The organism is Benzoatithermus flavus (genome assembly GCF_037908215.1).
Classification (GTDB): domain Bacteria; phylum Pseudomonadota; class Alphaproteobacteria; order Geminicoccales; family Geminicoccaceae; genus Benzoatithermus; species Benzoatithermus flavus.
In genome coordinates this window covers 293261-310146 of the sequence record NZ_JBBLZC010000001.1, presented here as the reverse complement: position 1 = coordinate 310146, position 16886 = coordinate 293261, and the positions used below count along the sequence as shown (strand labels likewise).

Genomic DNA, 16886 nt, shown 5'->3' with positions numbered 1-16886 from the left:
CCGAATGGCGGACAATCACCGCAGCGGTCGAATGTCGCAACGGCCGAGAAGGGATCGAGCGGCGCGGTGCCGGCGGGCCGGGGCAGGGACCCTGCCGAAGGGGAGCGCTACGATGCCATCGCGGCCGCCCGCTCGATCAGCGGTCGCCAGGCGGGCTCGACGGGCAGCGTGAACAGCTCGGCCAGGGCCTGCTCGAGCCGCGCCGCACTCAGGACCTCGCGCTCCTCGCGGCCGTCCGGCATCCGCACGGTCAAGCGCGCGTTCAAGAGCGCGTAGCGCGCCTGCGGCGTCGTCCGGGCGACGATCAGGTTCTGCCGGAAGAGCGAGCTCGGGTGGGTGGCCGTGAACCAGTTCGCGGGCTCGTAATCGACGTCGAGCTGCGGTTCGCGCGCGAGCTCGTAGAGCGACGTCCAGGCCTCGCCGAGGCGGGCCTGCACGCGCAAGGAGGCGCCGAACGGGACGACGCGGAAGTCTCCGTGCCGGGTCGGCTGCGGCTCGCTGGTGTTCAGGCGCAAGGGTGCCGTCGGCACGCAGCCGCCGAAGCCGACGTCCGCGAGCCAGGGCTCGCCGTCGATCGTCACCCGCAGCGCCATGTGCGTGCGCGGCCGCGGCGCGGCGCCGGGTGGCGCCATCCAGAGCACCCGGCCGACGAGGCACTCGACCGCGAAGCCGAGCATCGTCAGCACCCGCCCGAACAGGCCGTTGTGCTCGAAGCAGTAGCCGCCGCGCCGGGCATGGATCAGCTTCGCGTCGATCGCGGCCGGCGCGAGGTCGACGCCACGGTTCAGGAGGACGTCGATCGCCTCGAACGGGATCGCGGCAGGATGGAGCTCGTGGAGCGCTCGCAGCGTCTCGATCGTGGGTGTCCGCGGACCGTTATAGCCGATCCGCTCGCAGTAGGCGGCGAGATCGACCGGGGGAGTGCCATCCGTGCCCGCGAGCGCCGCCACGATCTGCCGGACCGCGAGGGGAGCGTAGGTGTCGAGGAAGCGGACCTTCGGGTTCCGGTGCGCGAACTCCCGTTTCAGGCGCTCGCTCACGGGACCGAGCAGGCCCCGGCCGAACGCGATCAGGTCGAATGCTCCGGCATCGAAACGCTCGGCCGCCTGCTCGGGCTCGACCGAGCCCGCGACGGCGACGCCGAGCGCCGCCAGTTCCCGTATCACCGTCTCCAGCACCTCGGGCGACCGACCCAGGACCAGGACGCGGGCACCCGCCACCGTGCCCGTGTTCGAACCGATCCCGCTCATGCCGCGACCTCGTAGGGGTTGGCCGCGCGCGCATGGCGGAGCGCCGTCGCCCACCAGGCGAGGCGCGCGAGCATGGTCGCCATCGCCTGCCGCGCGGCCTCCGGGTCGTGCAGCCCGCCCTCGGCGTCGAACCGGTCCCTGGCATGGGCGAAGCTCACACTGTCGCGGATTCCGATCGCGTGCAGCTCGGCGAAGACGAGGCGCAGATGCTCGACCGCTCGGAGGCCGCCCGAGATGCCGCCATAGGAGACGAACGCGACCGGCTTGGCCTGCCACTCTTTCTTGATGGAATCGATCAGGGCCTTCAGCGGTGCGGGATAGGAGTGATTGTACTCCGGCGTCACGACGACGAAGCCGTCGGCCCGCCCGATCCGTGGCGCCAGCGCATGGCGGCCGAACTCGGGAGCGGCCGGGTCGATCACGTCGAGAGCGAAAGCGCCGTGCCGCTCGATCTCGGCGATCGCCCATCGGGCCACCTTGTCGCAGAACCGGCCCTCGCGCGTGCTGCCGTAGATGAGCGCGAGCTGGATCTTCCTCTCCATGCCTCGGGGACTCCTGCCTTGTCACACCATCGGCCCCAGGGCATAGGACCTCGAGTTAGGTTGAGGTCAAGGGGTGATGGCCAGGATCGGTCCACGCGACGTCGGCAAGGATCTCAGCGTCGGCGAGGTGGCGGCCCGCAGCGGGGTGGCCGTCTCGACGATCCATTTCTACGAGGCCAAGGGCCTGATCCGGAGCTGGCGCAACCGCGGCAACCAGCGCCGCTACCCGCGCGAGGTGCTGCGGCGGGTCGCGGTCATCAAGGTGGCGCAGCGGGTCGGCATCCCGCTCGCCGTGATCGCCGAGGCGCTGCGCGCCCTGCCGGACGGACGCACGCCGACCGCGGAGGACTGGCGCGAGCTCTCCGCCAGGTGGCGCGACGAGCTCGACCAGCGGATCCAAAAGCTCGCCAGGCTCCGCGACGAGCTCGACGGCTGCATCGGCTGCGGCTGCCTCTCGCTCAAGGACTGTCCTTTGCGCAATCCCTGGGACGTGCTGTCCGAGGAGGGGGCCGGACCCAGGCTGCTCGAGCCGGCGTGAGGAGCCGAGAGGGCGGCTGGGGCCTGCCTGCTAGGGCGAGGGCGGAGGCTCGATCACGGTGGGGACACCCGGCTCGAGCAACCTGAGCCGCGGGCCGAACCCCAACACCGCGAACGCCTTCGCGAGATCGCCTGCATCCTGGGTGAAGTGCGCCCAGCCCGCGGTGTGGACCGGCACGATGATGGCGTCCGCAAAGGCGGCGGCAGTCTCGAGCGTATCGTTGGTGTCCATGGTGAGGTGGAACGGCCCGCGGGTCTGTGCCGCGCCGGCGAACGGCACCACAACGCCGGGGCGGAAGCGGCGGGCGACCTCGGCGACACCCTCGAACCATACCGTGTCGCCGGTGAGGTAGATCGGCCGGGTCGAGCCGTCGCCGAAGCCGAGCACGAAGCCGATCACCTCGCCCGCCAGCGGCTCGATGCCGGCCGGGCCGTGGCGTGCAGGTGTGGCGGTGATCGTGACCGTGCCGCCGTCCGGCCGCGCGAGCCGGCGCGTCGTCCAGGGGGCCAAGCCTTCCGCATCGCCGCCGAGCCGCCCGGCGCCGGTCACGGTCGTGAGCACGTGCGCGGCCTTGGGCAGGAATGCCCGCCCGGCGCGGTCGAGATTGTCGGCGTGCTGGTCGTGGCTGAGGAGGACGGCGTCGATCGGACCGATCGCATCGGCGCTCAGCGCCGGGCCCTGGGTCTTGCGCAAGGTCACGTGCGGCAGGGTGTAGTCGCCGGGCGGGTCGAAGGTGGGATCGGTCAGGAAGCGGAACCCGCCGGCCTCGATCAGCGCGGTCGGGCCGCCGATCAGGGTGATCGTCACGGGTGACATATCGCGGTCGCCTTGCTCCTCCTCGGCCATCGCGGACCGGCCCGCTAAAGCCGTTTTCGGCCGGATCGGGAGCGCCCGCTCAGGATCAATGGTATCGAATTCGTGGTACCAGGTGTCATGAACGCTCGTTAACCCTCCCGACCCGATTGCAAAGAGCCTTGGAGCCGCACGACGACGGCGGCCGGGCAGGCCCCGGAACGGGTGGGCCGTCTTGCCCTCGCTCTCGATCCATCCGAGTTCCCTTCGGTCCTCAGCGGTCGTAGACCGTCACCCTTGCCCCCGCATCGGCGACGATCACCGCCAGCAGGCTCGCGGGCTCCACATCGCTGGCGTTCTCGCTGACGAGGTGGTGCGCGCCGGGCGGCTCGAGCCAGCTCTGTCCGGCCCGGTAAATGACCGCCTCGTCACCCTCGACCCGGGAGCGGATGCTGCCCGAGAGGACGTAGGCGAAGACGAAGGCGGCATCGTGACGGTGCGGCGGCGAGCGTCCGCCCGGCGCGTACTCCACCACCACCGCGGTCAGGACCTTGCCCGGCAGGCCCGGGAGCGTCTGCTCGAGGACCTTGTGGATCGTATCGCCTTCCGCATGGGCCCGTCGCGAAGGGCTGGAGGCGGCCAGGGCGAGCAGACCCGCGGCCAGCGCCTCGGTCAGGTCTCGCCGACGCATCGGGAACGGTGCCGGCGTGTGCCGCATGGCAGACCTCCTCGAAGCGTTGTTCAGGCAGCGTCGGCCAGGCCGGCCGGCAGCGGCTCGCGGAGGCCGATCGCCAGACGGTTCCACAGGTTGATCAGGCCGATCAATGTGGTCAGGTCCACGATCTCCCGCGTCGAGAAGTGCCGGCAGAGCTCGGCATAGTCCGCGTCCGGGGCATGTGTTTCGGCGATCTTGGTCAGCGCCTCGGTCCAGGCGAGCGCTGCCCGCTCGCGCGGGCTGTAGAGCGGCACCTCGCGCCAGGCGTTCAGGAGATAGAGCCGCTGCTCGGTCTCGCCGCGCCGGCGCGCGTGCCGGCTGTGCATGTCCAGGCAGAAGGCGCAGCCGTTGATCTGCGAGGCCCGCATCTTCACCAGGTCGATCAGGCCCGGCTCCAGCCCGCAGCCGCGGATATAGGCCTCGACACCCAGCACAGCCTTCATGGCCTCGGGGGCGACGGCGCTCGCGTCCAGCCTCTGTTCCATCCTCCACTCTCCATTCCAGCGCAGCGGGCGCTTGCCCGCTGCCGGTGCGGTGGAGAATGGTGGCACCACGGTATAAACAGCAGCACCAAAATGCGTTGAAAGAGCTGTACCATGGCACAAGGCGGCAGGTCGGGAGGCATCATCGAGGGCATCACGCTCGGGCCGTCGCAGGCCGGTCCGGTCTACCGCCAGATCCACGCGCGCATTCGCTCGGCCATCACCGATGGGCGGCTGCCACCCGGAGCGCGCCTGCCGTCCTGGAACAGCCTGGCGGCGCAACTCGGCGTCGCCCGCGGCACGGTCAAGGCGGCCTACGACTGGCTCGCCGGCGAGGGCCTGGTGGTCGGGCGCGGTCCGGCGGGAACGATCGTCAACCCGGCGCTGCGCCTGTCGCCGTCCGGTGACGGCCCCTCCGGCCCGTCGCCGCTTGCCGCCGATCCGCTCGACCTCGACCAGCCCGCGCCCGTGCGCCCGTTCCAGCCGGGGCTGCCGGCCGTCGACGCGTTTCCGCGCAAGCTCTGGTGCCGTCTCGTGGCCCGGCACGCGTCACGTCTGACGGAGGCGGCGATGGGCTACCCGGACCCGGCGGGAGACCCGGAGCTGCGCACCGCGCTCGCGACCTATCTCGGTGTGGCGCGGGGGATCGCCTGCACCGCCGGCCAGATCTTCGTCACCGCCGGCTTCGCCGGGGCGCTCGACCTCATCAGCCGCGCCCTGCTGCGGCCGGGCGATCGGGTCTGGATGGAGGATCCAGGGTTTCCTCGCACCCGGCAGGGTCTCGTGCTCGCCGGTGCCGAGCTGGTGCCGATTCCTGTGGACGGAGAGGGGCTCGACGTGCGGCGCGGCATGGCCCGTGCGCCGGGGGTCCGCCTCGTTGTCGTCACACCCTCGCATCAGGCGCCGCTCGGCATGCGCCTGTCGCTGCCGCGGCGGCTCGAGCTGCTGCGTTGGGCCGGGGCGAGCGGTGCTTGGATCGTCGAGGACGACTATTACGGCGAGTTCCGTCTGGAGGGCCCGCCGCTGCCGGCGTTGAAGAGCCTCGATGCGTCCGGACGGGTGATCTACGTCGGCACCTTCAGCAAGGTACTGATGCCCGCCCTGCGCCTCGGCTACGCCGTGCTGCCGCCGGAGGCGGTAGAGCGTTTCGCGGCGGTGGCGTCTTGTTTGGCGCCCGCACAGGCACCCCCGATTCAACGGGCGGTCGCCGAGTTCATGGCGGCGGGGCATCTCGGCCGTCACCTCCGGCGCATGCGTTCTCTCTACGTGCGCCGCCGGGATGCTCTCCTCGCCGCCCTTCGTGAGGCCTGTGACGACCGGGCTGTGGTCGATGCGGGCCATGCCGGCATGAATTTGCTGCTGCGACTGCCCCCGGGGACCGACGATGTGGCGCTGGCACGACGGGCGGCCGCAGCCGGCCTCGGGCCGGTGCCGCTCAGCACCTGGGCGGTCGAGGCCGGCTGCGGCCCGGGCCTGCTGTTGAGCTTTACCAACATCCCGGTCGAGGCTGCCGCCCGATACGCGCAGAGCCTCGCCGCCCTGCTGCCCGCATCCCGGCGGAAAGGAGATGCCATCGGCCGGCAGGCGTCGGCGCGATCGACCCTCCTGCTGGAGGGCGCATCCCGACGATATGAAGGCGATGGATGATCCACGTCGTGATCGCCTTCCCGCGAGGAGACGGCGGCTCCGATCGTCCTCGATCTTCGCCCGGACCTCGCGCGAGATAAGGGCCGAACTCGGCGGCGGGATCACGCTCGCGAGCCACGCTGGCGGCCTGCGGCAGGAGATCGTGCCGCCCGGAGGCGGGAAGGGCGCGCTCAGTGCGCCGCATCGCCGCTCTCGGGGTCGATCGTGAACAGCTCCTCGGGCCGACGCACGCCGCGGAGTGCGTAGCGCCCGAGCGAGACCAGGCGGGAGCGTGCCTCGCCCGCGGCCTGCGCGAACGCGGTCGAGGTCACCACCCGCTGCTCGAGCTGGCGGCACATGGCCTCGATCCGCGCCACCTCGTTGACGGCCGGCCCCACGACCGTGAAGTCGAGCCGCTCGCGGCTGCCGATGTTGCCGTAGAGCACCTCGCCCACGTGCAGCGCCAGGTGGATGCCGGTGCAGGGCAGCCCCTCGGCCGCGCGCTCCCGGGCGAGCCGGTCGACGGCGCCGAGCGCCGCTTCGGCCGCATCGAGCGCCCGTGCGCACGGGCTGTCGTCCCCCAAGGGGAACATGGCGAGAATGCCGTCGCCCATGAACTTCAAGACCTCGCCGCGATGCTCGGCGATGATGGTGACGAGGCAGTCGGCATAGGCGTTGAGCAGACCGATGAGCGCGTCCGGTGCCGCCGTGTCGGCGATCCGGGTGAAGCCCTCGAGGTCGCTGTACCAGAGCACCGCCTGCACGGTCTCGGCCTGTCCGCGAGCGATGGCGCCGTCGAGCACGCGGCGGCTCGGGTCGGCGCCGAGATAGGTCCGCATCAGTACCCGGCCGGCGTGCACGCTGCTCAGCGTCTTGTAGGCGTGGGCATAGTGGAGGGCCAGAGCACGGGCGAGATCCGCCTCGGCCTCGGTGAAGCCGCCCGCACGATCGGTCTGGAACGAGACCAGCACGCCCGGGATCTGGCCCAGCGTCGCCTCGGGAGCGAAGCCGATCCTGAAGGCGAGATAGTCGGTGCAGCCCTCGCGCACGAGCCGGTCGAGGAGCGGGAACTCGCCCCGATGGTAGGAGCTTCCGAGCGTGCGGCGCAGCTCGGCCGCTCCGGTGGACACCATCTGCCGGAACGGGCTGGTCTCCCAGCCGTCGTGTCCCGGGACGTCGCGGGCGAAATCCTCCCGCTCCACGCCGAGGTCCCGGCGCCAGTAATAGACCTTGGCGGCATAGAGGGGGTGGAACACCTGCGAGCCGGCTGCCACCCGCATCAAGGGCAGGCCGAGCGCGACGAGCTGCCCGGCGAAGCCCGCGAGCAGGCCCGCGGTGTCGTTGCTCGCGAGCGCGAACCGGCCGAGCCAGCGCGCGATTCGCGCCTCGATCTCGGCGAGCTGCGCGTCCGGCCGTCGAGACGTGCCCGCAACGAGCAGCCGAGCGGTGGAGCGAGCCGGCTCGCGCCGTTCTCCGTCGGTGCCGAGGATCGGGACAGGCTGGGTTGCATGGTCGGACGCCATCGGACCACCTCGAGCTCGGGTCGGGAGCCGCCATCATGAACCATCCGCCGGAGCGGTCACCCGCACGCAGGCGGCTCGCGATGGCGGCGGCCGCCGTGACCGTCTCCCGTGAGAACACGCATCGTCGGGTCGTCGTGTCACGGAGATCGACTTCAGCCTCGACGATCGCGGGCGGCGAGCAGCCGTTTGATACGGTCGACGACAAGCTGCGGATCATAGGGCCGTGCCAGCGCCGGCCCCTCGTCGCACAGCCCGGCCGCCGCATCGGCCGCCTTCTCGACATTGCCGGCGAGCAGCACCTGCAGCCCCGGCCGGCTGGCGCGCGCCCAGGCTGCCAGCGCGAAGCCGCTCAGCGACCCGCCGATCGTCACGTCGCAGATCATCACCCCGATCGCGAGTCCGGGCTCGGCGAGCACGGTGAGCGCCTCGTCGCTGCTCGCGGCCTCGATCACCTCGTAGCCGCACCGGCGCAGATAGTCGGCGAGCGCATGGCGGACGAGCACCTCGCCGTCGGCGACCAGCACCGTGGCGGTCGACGGCGCGCGCGGCTCCGTTCCGGCCATGGCCTCAGCCCAGCCGCTCGCCGAGAAGGCGGAGGAGATCCATGGCCGTGTACGGCTTCGGCATGAACCCCCGGAGCCCGAGCGCCTCGACGGTGGGCGGCAGCGGGAGCCCGGAGGTGAGGACGACGGCGACCGCAGGATGACGTGCCCGCAGCAGGGCGGCGAGGGCTATGCCGTCGATGGGGCCCGGCAGGTGCACGTCGCTGAAGACGAGGTCGACCGTGATGCCGGCGTCGAGGATCGCCAGCGCTTCCTGGGCATCGGCCGCCTCGAGCACGTCGTAACCCGCCGCCCGCAGATCGCTGGCGGTGCCGAGCCGAACGAGCACCTCGTCCTCGACGACCATGATCGTACGTCGGGAAGCGGTCTCGACCGATGCGGTCGCAGCCGGCGTGTCGCTGGTCAACGTGGCATTCCGATCCGAGGCGGCAACCGACCCTCAAACGCCTTCGGCTCGAGGTTCGTTCCGGGGCTCGCTAGGGTCGGCTGCGGGATGTGCTCGGAAGGATACGGGACAGAATGCCTCCTTCGTCCGCACCCGCACGGGTGCGCCGACGATGATCCCGCCACCTTCCCGGGAAGGTGAGGCAGGACGGCAAGGTCAGCGAAGGCCCGTTCCGGCCCGGAACCACGGGCGGGAACCGTCGTTCGAAGGCATCGCGCCTCGCATCCTCGGCGCCGAACCCGAGCGCCGAAGGTACTTTTCAGGAGAGGTCCACATGCGCATTCGCTTTCTCACGATCACGACCATTCTCGTTGCCGCCGTAGCGGGCAATGGCTTCGCGGATGAGCTGAAGGCCAAGGCCCCTACGGCCGGCGGCAGCGGCCAGGGCCAGGCGGCTCCCGCGCAGGCCGCCCGATCGCCGGAGCCTTCGACCTCCACACCGCCGCAAACGGCCGGCGGCAGCGGTCAGGGCCAAGCAGCGCCCGCGACGGAAGCCACGGGCTCGCAGCCGGAGACCGAGACCGCTACCGGACGGTGCCCGGCGGGGCAGGCCATGACGATGGCCGGGAAATGCGCCCCCGCGCAGCCCTGACGTCTTCGTCCGGTTCCGGGGCGAAGCGCGGGGCAGGCGACGAGGCTGCGAGCCGCTCGTGCCCGGAACCGGGCAACCCGGCACGCCGGCAAGGCCGGCATGCCGGGCCTCGGCGCAGGTGCGATCACGCTGATGTGATCGTGTTGGCAGGGCCGTTCGTTCCCTAGCGGTTAGCCGCGCTGCCACCGGACGAAGGCATCCATTTCGGCGCGCGCCTGTCGCCGGAGGCGGAAATCCGACCGATCGCGCGGGTCAGTCGTCCGTATCGCTGGCATGGCCACGTCGAGAAGCCCGTCATGATCGTACCGGCCGCGCTGGTCGCGCAACTGCTGGCGACGGCCAGCAGTCTCTCCGGATACCCGCCGCCTTCGGCACTGCCGCGGGTCACCGTCGCCCCGGTCGCCGAGATCGCGGCGATCGGCTGCCGGGGTGCGTGCGGCGCGCAAGGCTCCTACGACCCGCAGCGCGGCATTCTCCTGAGCGACCGGCTCGACCCCGCGGGAGACGTGCGGTCGCGCGCGGTCCTGCTGCACGAGATCGTCCATCATCTCCAGGACATCCACGGCGCGTTCGCCGATCTGAGGCCGTGCGAGCGCTTCCTGGCGCGGGAGCGGCAGGCCTATGCGGTCGAGAACCGCTACCTGCAGCGTCACGGCCAGCCGCCGGATCCCGGCTATGCCTACCTGCTCCAGACCGTCGATCTCGGCGCATGCGCGGGGTCGTAGTCCTGGCGCTCGTGGCGCTGGCGACAGGGCCGGCTCTGGCGGACCCGGTCGAGGACGTCTTCCGCCGCGGCTGCGAGGAGCGGGAGCGCCCCGAGCTCCGGTCCGGCGCGACCTGGCCCTGGATCGAGCAGCTCTGCGCGCGTGATGCCGCCGAGCGCGCGGCGCTGTTCCGCAGCGCCGACCACCGGGGCCGGCTCGAGATCCTGGCCGAGGATTGCACCGACTGGTACGCGCGCAACGGCTGGTGGCTGCCCGAGGAGCTGCGGCGCGATGCGCGGCGACGCCGGGCCTGCGTCGAGGCCGCATGCCGCGGCGAGGCCGAGGAGCGGCTGCGGAACATGTCGCCTTGAGCGCCAGCACTCAGAACCGGCAATCGGTCTGCGGCTGGTCGACGCCCAGCGTGTCGAGCTGGTTGCGTTCGTGCAGGAACCGGTCGATCGGGGCGGTGGCGATCACCGCATCGGCCGTGTGCAGCAGGATCGGCTGGCGCAACTGATGGTCCCAGGGCCGGAAGCTCGCGCGCTGATCCTTGTAGACGTCGAAGCTGGTGCCCTCGTCCGCGAGGGCCTGCCGCAGGACGGCGAAGTCGGTCGAGCGGGTGCGGCTGTAGACCTCGATCACCGACCGCACCGCCGCCCAGGCGGCGAACTCCTCATCGCTCATCGGCCGCGCGCTGCCGACCTCGCGCTGGAAGCGCTGGTTCAGTTGCGGCGCGCCGCTGCGTTCGTAGGCCCAGTGCCAGGCCGAGGGCATCAGGCCGACGCTGCCGATCACCGGCCGCGGCAGCACGGTCTGGTAGGGGAAGGAGCGTCCGAACTCGCCGACGCTGTCGGCCACCAGCACGGCATCGTAGTCGACGCCTTGGGTCAAGAGGCGGACATTGTTCTGCTCGCGCTGGCGGGGGTCGCGCGTGCTCACGAAGCGGCGGGTGTCGACGATCTTGCCGCCGAAGCGCTGGACGGCCCGCGCATAGGCGAGGGCCAGCGCCTCGTCGGCCTGCTCGGGGCCTGCCACCAGCAGGATGCGGCGCCACTGCATCAGCGCCGCGTATTGCGCCAGCGCGTCGGCGAGCATGGCCTGGCTCGGGATCGTGTGGAACAGGCCCGGCGCGCAGGACGTGCCGCGCAGCACGTCCTCGGTCGCCGAGACGTTGAGCAGAACGGCCTCCTTGCCGGCCGGAGTGGTTGCGAGCTGCGCCAGCATCGGTGCCGGCAGATCGGCGAGCACGAAGCGTACCCCCTTGTCGGCGGCCAGCCGCTCCACCACCGCGGCCGCTTCCTCCGCACCCGTGACCGTCACCTCCTCGAGCCCGAAGGCGAGGTCGAGCGCGCGCCCGACCGCCCGCGCGTCCTTGATCGCCAGGCGTGCCCCGTCGACCGGACGGATCTCGGGCCGCAGCACGACGCCGGTGTAGAGCCGGAGCGGCCGATGGCGCGGGTCGTCGGCGAGGCCGACATAGCCCAGCGTCACCGGCGTCGCGGCCGCTGCGACGCGAGTAAGGGTCAGCAGCGCCAGCACGAGCGGCAGAAGCAGGCGCGTCATTCGTCGAGCAGGACTTTGTAGGGGATCTGTCCCACCGGCACGGAGCGGATGGTCTGGAGCGAGCGGGTGTCGATGATCGATACGTCGTCCGACATGCCGTTGGTGACGTAGAGCCGGCTCTGGTCCCGGCTCAGCGTCAGGCCCCAGGGGCGTTGCCCGACCAGGACGTACTTCTGGACCTCGCGGCGCGCCACGTCGACCACCGCCACGCGGTTGGCGCCGCCGAGCGCCACGAAGGCGGTCCTGCCGTCGCCGGTCATGACGACGTCGACCGGCGTCACCTGTTCCTGCCGCACCCCGGTCGGCAGGAAGGGGATGCTCTGCACGACCCGGAGGCTCGCCGTGTCGATGATGTCGACCTTGCCGGCGAGCTCGCACGAGACCCACATCTCCCGTTCGTCGGGCGGTGCCGCGAAGCGGCGCGGCCTGGTGCCGACGACGATGTCGGCCAGCGTCTCGCGCCGCTCGACGTCGATGACGTGCACGAGGTTCGAGGCTTCGGCGGTCAGCCATACGCGCCGGCCGTCCCTGGTCAGGTAGACGCCCTCGGGCTCCTCGCCCGATTCGATCATCGCCACCACCTTGCGCTGGGCGAGGTCGACGATCGACAGCGCTGCGTCGTCCTCGTTCGAGACGTAGAGCTGTCCCCGGGCGGCATCCACCATGAACGCCTCGGGATCGGCGATGTGCGGGATGGTGTCGACCAGCTTCATCGCCGCGACGTCGACGATGCCGATCGCGTCGTCGTCGCCGCAGGCGACATAGATCCGGCTCCGGTCCGCGTTCCAGTCCATGCCGCGCGGCCTGTGGCAGACGTCGATCGAGCGGACGACCCTGTCGGTGCGCGTGTCCAGCACCGTGAGCGTGTTGCCTTTCTCGTTGCTGACGAACGCGAGCCCGCTGCCCGCGGCCGAGGCGGGCGAGGCCGCGAGCAGGAGGCTCAGCGCGAGCCCGTGCAGTCCCGCTGGTTGCCGAGACGGATGCATGCCTCTTCCCCGATCTGGCTCTTGCGCTCGATCAGCAGCGGCTTTTGGGTGGTCGGCTGCCGGTGCTCGATCCCGTAGGCGGCATAGATGCGGCCGATCGTGCCGTCGTCGAGCATGGACTGCACCGCCCGGTCGATCGCGCGGCGCAGGAACCGGTCGGAACGGCGCAGGCCCACGGCCACGTCCCAGGCCAGCTCGGGCTCGTGCTCGTAGGCATGAACGACGGTCAGGGTCCGATCCGGATGCTCGTGGTTGAACCAGCCGATGCTGGCCGGGGTTACGGCGGCGGCGTCGATCTCGCCGGCAGCCACCGCCGCCACCATCTCGTCCTCGAACCCGAACGGGATGACCTTGAGGCCGCTCTTCCCGAGGATGACCTGCGCCAGCGAGCCCATCTGGACCCCGATCCGGGCGTCGGGCCCGAGATCGGCGAAGCGCTCGATCCCGGGCGATCCCGGCCGGAGCGCCAGCGCCACCCCGCTGCGCTGGTAGGGGGTCGACCATTTGAGGTTCCGTTCCGCCAGCGCGTCCTCGTCGACGATCGCATCCATGACGATGTCGCAGTCCACCGCGCGGTACTGGAAGCCCTCGGTGACCCAGCCGATATCGAGGCGGAGCCCCATGCGGCGGGCGATCTCGTCGGCGAGGTCGATCTGCAGGCCACGGGTCGAGCCGCGCTTGCTGGCGAACGGCAGCGCGTTGGGATGGGCGCAGAGCACGAGCACGCCGCGTCGCTGGATGTCCTCCAAAGGGCGCGCCGCCAGGGGCGGCAGCACGGCCGCCCACGCGACGAGGCCCGCGAGCGCCACCCGCATCGCTTCGAGACGGAGCCTCACGATCCGGTCGCCTCCTTGGGCTTGAGATTGCGGATATAGTGGAGGATCGCTTCGATCTGCTCCTGGGAGAGGCTGGCGCCGAACGCCGGCATCTGCCCGGGCTTGCCGGTGGCGATCCGGTTGATGATGAACTCGTCGCTCCGGGTCGTCCCCATGAGCTGCGGTCCCTTGCCGGCCCGACGCCCGCCGTCCTGATGGCAGAAGCCGCAGACCGTCGCGAACAGCCGCGCCGCATCCTCGTCGCTCTTGACATCGAGCCCGGCGCAGGCACCCGGCGCGGACCATCCCGAAGCTGCCACCCAGGCGACAGCCAGGAGCAGCACGTTTCCCCTCATCGATGCGATCAAGCAGCCGACCTCCGGCATGGAAAGGAAGGGGCGGAAGCGCAGCGCTCCCACCCCGTCCGATGACGTCCTGGCCCTCAGGGCAGCGTGTAGGTGACGAGATAGCCCTGGTCCATGGGCATGGACTTGTAGGGCTCACCGAAGAGGGCGCCGTAGCCCTCGCCGACGAGCGAGCCCCAGCCGACCGCGACCGTGACGTACTGCTTGCCCTTGGCGTTGTAGCTGATGATCCCGCCATTGTGGCCGAGACCGTTATTGTGCGACCAGAGCTCGGCACCGGTGCGGGCATCGTAGGCGTGGAGCACGCCGCGCGCATCCGGCACGAACAGCAGGTTGCCGCCGGTCGAGAGCAGCGAGGCCAGCGGCGGCTCGGGGAAGTCGATTCGCCACGCGGTCTGGCCGGTCAGGGGATCGCGCGCGTCGACGTGGCCGTAGGCCTTGCCGCCCGGCGGATCCTTGATCGTGAAATTGGCGCCGATGTTGAGCTGGACCATGGGCTCGGTGACGGGCGTGGTCTTCACGACCTCGAGGTCCATGCACCACTCGTTGCCGACCTTGTAGTAGAGGCCGGTCTGCGGATTGTAGGTGCCGGAGTTCCAGGAGATGCCGCCATTGATGGCGGGGCAGAGGTCGGTCGACTTGCCTTCGGGGAGGTCGCGCCGCCCGATCAGCTTGCCGTTGTTGTCGACACCCTTGATGAAGTTGATGTTGTCGGCCAGCGGCCAGGCGTTCTTGAACTTGAGATCCTGGTCGAAGACGTAGACGTAGCCGCCCTTGTTCGGGTGGACGACGTATTTCTGTCCGTTCTTTTCGAGCTGCACGAACTCGCCGACTGCGTCGTCGAAGTCCCAGGCGTCGTGCGGCAGCGTCTGGAAGTAGGTCTTGAGCTGGCCGGTATCGGGATCGAGGCCGATGACCGAGCTCGTGTAGAGATTTTCGCCCGGTCGCGGCCCCTCGGTCTGCCACTTGGCGCCGGCCCAGTCGTAGAGCGGCGCGGGGTTGGCGGTGCCCCAGTAGACCAGGTTCTTCTCGGCGTTGTAGGTGCCGGGCATCCAGCCGCCGCCGCCGCCGGTCCGCCAGGATTCGTTGCCCCAGGTCTTCTGCGCCTCGGGCGTGCCGCCGGCGGTGAAGAACTCCCACTTCTTCTGGCCGGTAGCGCCATCGACGCCGAAGATCGGCCCGCGCCACGGCCACTCGCCGCCTTGAGCGCCGATGATCACCTTGTCCTTGACCACGAGGGGGGCTCCGGTGAAGCCGACGGTGAGCTTCTCGGAGTCGACCAGCTTCGTCTCCCAGACGGGCTTGCCCGTCTTCATGTCGATCGCGATCAGGCGCCCGTCCATGGTGCCGACATAGACGTGGCCGTGACCGAGCGCGATGCCGCGCGTGTAGGGCGTGTGCGTCTGCGCCGCGATCAGGTCCTCGTTGAGCTGCGGGATATAGGACCAGAGCATCTCGCCGGTGGCGGCGTCGAGGGCGAAGACGCGGCTGTAGGAGCCCGTGTAGTAGAGGACGCCATCGGCCACGAGCGGGAAGGACTGCAGCCCGCGCGTGGCCCGGCCCGGCGAGTGTATCCAGGCGACCTTCAGGTTCTTGACGTTGGTCGTGTTGATCTGGTCGAGCGCGCTGTAATGCCAGCTCTTGTAGCTGCCGTGGTAGGTCAGCCAGTCGTTCGGGTTCTTGTCGGCGTTCTGGATCCGACCCGGGTCGATGGCCTGCGCCGGCGGCGGCGCCATGCCTACGGCCGCGCCCAAGGCGACGGCTGCCACGGTCGTGCGAAGATACCGCATGTTCTCAGCCTCTCCTGCTGCGTGACGTGTGCTGCTTGCCGGCGCACGCCTCGCCGTTGTCGGCCCGGATCGACCGGAGCCGTACCGGACCTGGTTGCCCCGTCGTTCTCGTTGCTTCCGGAAAGGCAGCCGCCACCGTGCTGCTGCTGGACGCTTCGCGCCCCGGTACGGCCTCGGGCCGTGGATCCAGGATCGCACGCATCGCTCGTTCTTCACCCCCCGCAGCCGGCATCGCAGCGACGGGCATGCCTCCCAACCCCCAATCTGCCTTGATCGCTGCGGGTTGTACAGCCGGAAAGCGGGGCCGCGCGACGCAGCAGCGATCAGTCGATCGCGAGCGGAGCGCCGGGCGAGCCCGTGGCGCCCGCGATCGGCATCGGGCTGTAGACGTAGAGGAAGCGGTAGACCTCGTCGCGGATGAGGTCGTCGAACACGGCGTTCTCCTGGCTGACGATGCCGTGCCGTGTCTGCAGGTGCTGGTGGATGCAGAACACGCAGCCCGGGTCCGGATTGGGCACAGCCTCGACCGCCCACGTGTCCGCGCCGTAGACGCCGGCCTTGACCTCGTCCGAGAGCCACCTCGCGACCTCGGCGCCGATTCCGGGCTCGCCCGAATTGAAGCGGGCGTTGTCCTTCTTCCAGAGCTTGCCCCAGCCGGTGTGGAACATGACGGCATCGCCCTCCATGAAGCGGAAGTCCGCCATGCCCTGCTTCGCGAGAGCGGCGCGCACGTCGGCCATCGTGATCTCGTAGCCCCTGTCGAGCATCTCCACACCCTTGGCCGCGGCGACATCGATCAGGATGCCGCGCGCCACGATGGGGTGGAGCTTTTCGGTGCCGTTCTTCTTGAGCCCGGTCTCGTCGATCATCTCGGCCTCGGTGACGCCGTTGTAGTAGCGCATCTCCCGCTTGTCGCCGGGCTCCCCCACCTGGACGCCGATATGGCCGAGGCCGTCGAACTGGGTGCCGATCTGGCTGATCTCGGTGCTCAGGAAATCGTCGTGGTAGATGGTTCCACTGGCGCCGAACGGGCCGCCGGTAGGCGAGCCGGGGATGCGCAGCACCCACTTGCGCGGGCCGAACGTCGGCATGTCGGCGTCGTAGACGCGGCCGAGGCGGTAGACCTTGCCCTTATCGGCCTCGGCCAGAGCCCGCTGGACGACCTCCGGCCTGGTGTACCAGTTGGTCGAGCCGGCCTCGTCGCCCTCTCCCCAGAGCTTGTTGGGCCACCAGCGCTCGCCGATCGGCGTCTCCATCTTCTCGCCGGTGACCCAGGGCTTCCCCTTGCAGTCCTGCCAGCTGTCGAGGGAGCATTCGGCCTTGGCCGCAGCGGTTCCGGCGCAGAGGCCGAACGCGAGCAGGATGTTGGTCACCGACTTCATGATGTCTGCCTCCCTGTCGATGAGCGCCGAGACCCCTCCTCGGCGAGCGGCCCGCCGATGCCGGATCACGCCACCAGCTTTCGCCCAAGGTGCGCCGGCCATCAGACGCCACCAAGTCTAATCTAAATGAATCATGGTTTTTCGTCCAGATTGAACCATCTTCCTACAGCATCGCCACTCCTATCCCGATGGATTGCTGCATTGCGAACAAGG

The 16886-nt window shown here is 70.3% G+C and carries 19 protein-coding genes; 5 read left to right on the top strand and 14 right to left on the bottom strand.

Translation table 11 applies throughout. The features are described 5' to 3' along the window. Positions 1–107: 107 nt before the first annotated feature. On the bottom strand, positions 108–1250 hold the full coding sequence (locus tag U1T56_RS01415; RefSeq protein ID WP_418157637.1) for an arylamine N-acetyltransferase family protein: 1143 nt from the start codon (positions 1248–1250) through the stop codon (positions 108–110). Continuing rightward, a complete protein-coding gene (locus U1T56_RS01410) occupies positions 1247–1792 on the bottom strand; it encodes an NADPH-dependent FMN reductase (protein ID WP_418157636.1) in 546 nt (181 codons plus the stop codon). The genes U1T56_RS01415 and U1T56_RS01410 overlap by 4 nt, the downstream gene beginning before the upstream one ends. A gap of 76 nt (positions 1793–1868) precedes the next feature. On the opposite strand from U1T56_RS01410, the gene soxR reads away from it, so the two are divergent. Further along, entirely contained in the window at positions 1869–2330 is a 462-nt protein-coding gene (gene soxR / locus U1T56_RS01405) for a redox-sensitive transcriptional activator SoxR (RefSeq protein WP_418157635.1), read from the top strand. Positions 2331–2360: 30 nt separating this feature from the next. Here soxR and U1T56_RS01400 read toward each other — a convergent pair whose 3' ends face one another. From U1T56_RS01400 to U1T56_RS01390, 3 genes are all read right to left on the bottom strand, one after another. Beyond that, entirely contained in the window at positions 2361–3146 is a 786-nt protein-coding gene (locus tag U1T56_RS01400) for an MBL fold metallo-hydrolase (RefSeq protein ID WP_418157634.1), read from the bottom strand. A 250-nt stretch (positions 3147–3396) separates the two neighbouring features. Beyond that, positions 3397–3840, bottom strand: coding sequence for a cupin domain-containing protein (locus tag U1T56_RS01395; protein ID WP_418157633.1), 444 nt, complete (start codon positions 3838–3840; stop codon positions 3397–3399). A gap of 23 nt (positions 3841–3863) precedes the next feature. Further along, the gene (locus U1T56_RS01390; protein ID WP_418157632.1) at positions 3864–4322 is read right to left on the bottom strand and encodes a carboxymuconolactone decarboxylase family protein; all 459 of its coding nucleotides are present in this window, start codon (positions 4320–4322) and stop codon (positions 3864–3866) included. A gap of 111 nt (positions 4323–4433) precedes the next feature. Here U1T56_RS01390 and pdxR point away from each other — a divergent pair, with 111 nt between their 5' ends. Then, positions 4434–5966 carry a MocR-like pyridoxine biosynthesis transcription factor PdxR gene (gene pdxR, locus U1T56_RS01385; RefSeq protein WP_418157631.1) on the top strand — a complete coding sequence of 511 codons (1533 nt, stop codon included), beginning with the start codon at positions 4434–4436 and terminating at the stop codon, positions 5964–5966. Positions 5967–6136: 170 nt separating this feature from the next. On the opposite strand, the gene U1T56_RS01380 is transcribed toward pdxR, so the two are convergent. The 3 genes from U1T56_RS01380 to U1T56_RS01370 form a co-directional block, all read right to left on the bottom strand. Next, complete coding sequence (locus tag U1T56_RS01380) at positions 6137–7468, bottom strand: adenylate/guanylate cyclase domain-containing protein (protein ID WP_418157630.1); 1332 nt, start codon at positions 7466–7468, stop codon at positions 6137–6139. Between the two features lie 152 nt (positions 7469–7620). Continuing rightward, positions 7621–8031, bottom strand: a complete 411-nt coding sequence (locus U1T56_RS01375; RefSeq protein WP_418157629.1) for a response regulator — start codon at positions 8029–8031, stop codon at positions 7621–7623. 4 nt (positions 8032–8035) lie between these two features. Further along, positions 8036–8437, bottom strand: coding sequence for a response regulator (locus U1T56_RS01370; protein WP_418157628.1), 402 nt, complete (start codon positions 8435–8437; stop codon positions 8036–8038). A gap of 313 nt (positions 8438–8750) precedes the next feature. On the opposite strand from U1T56_RS01370, the gene U1T56_RS01365 reads away from it, so the two are divergent. The 3 genes from U1T56_RS01365 (at position 8751) to U1T56_RS01355 (ending at position 10143) form a co-directional block, all read left to right on the top strand. After that, on the top strand, positions 8751–9068 hold the full coding sequence (locus U1T56_RS01365; RefSeq protein ID WP_418157627.1) for a hypothetical protein: 318 nt from the start codon (positions 8751–8753) through the stop codon (positions 9066–9068). 296 nt (positions 9069–9364) lie between these two features. Further along, positions 9365–9793, top strand: coding sequence for a hypothetical protein (locus U1T56_RS01360; protein ID WP_418157626.1), 429 nt, complete (start codon positions 9365–9367; stop codon positions 9791–9793). Beyond that, positions 9778–10143, top strand: a complete 366-nt coding sequence (locus U1T56_RS01355) for a hypothetical protein (RefSeq protein WP_418157625.1) — start codon at positions 9778–9780, stop codon at positions 10141–10143. The genes U1T56_RS01360 and U1T56_RS01355 overlap by 16 nt, the downstream gene beginning before the upstream one ends. A gap of 10 nt (positions 10144–10153) precedes the next feature. Here U1T56_RS01355 and U1T56_RS01350 read toward each other — a convergent pair whose 3' ends face one another. The 6 genes from U1T56_RS01350 to U1T56_RS01325 all read right to left on the bottom strand — a co-directional run bounded on the left by U1T56_RS01350 (position 10154) and on the right by U1T56_RS01325 (position 16673). Further along, positions 10154–11335 (bottom strand): ABC transporter substrate-binding protein, encoded by a 1182-nt coding sequence (locus tag U1T56_RS01350; protein ID WP_418157624.1) that lies wholly within the window; start codon positions 11333–11335, stop codon positions 10154–10156. Then, positions 11332–12321, bottom strand: a complete 990-nt coding sequence (locus U1T56_RS01345; protein ID WP_418157623.1) for a PQQ-dependent catabolism-associated beta-propeller protein — start codon at positions 12319–12321, stop codon at positions 11332–11334. The genes U1T56_RS01350 and U1T56_RS01345 overlap by 4 nt, the downstream gene beginning before the upstream one ends. After that, positions 12276–13157, bottom strand: a complete 882-nt coding sequence (locus tag U1T56_RS01340; RefSeq protein WP_418157622.1) for a substrate-binding periplasmic protein — start codon at positions 13155–13157, stop codon at positions 12276–12278. The genes U1T56_RS01345 and U1T56_RS01340 overlap by 46 nt, the downstream gene beginning before the upstream one ends. After that, positions 13154–13480 (bottom strand): c-type cytochrome, encoded by a 327-nt coding sequence (locus tag U1T56_RS01335; RefSeq protein ID WP_418157621.1) that lies wholly within the window; start codon positions 13478–13480, stop codon positions 13154–13156. Before U1T56_RS01335 ends, U1T56_RS01340 begins: the two co-directional genes overlap by 4 nt. 98 nt (positions 13481–13578) lie before the next feature. After that, the gene (locus tag U1T56_RS01330; protein WP_418157620.1) at positions 13579–15291 is read right to left on the bottom strand and encodes a pyrroloquinoline quinone-dependent dehydrogenase; all 1713 of its coding nucleotides are present in this window, start codon (positions 15289–15291) and stop codon (positions 13579–13581) included. 323 nt (positions 15292–15614) lie between these two features. Then, positions 15615–16673 carry a cyclase family protein gene (locus U1T56_RS01325; RefSeq protein WP_418157619.1) on the bottom strand — a complete coding sequence of 353 codons (1059 nt, stop codon included), beginning with the start codon at positions 16671–16673 and terminating at the stop codon, positions 15615–15617. Between the last annotated feature and the right edge of the window lie 213 nt (positions 16674–16886).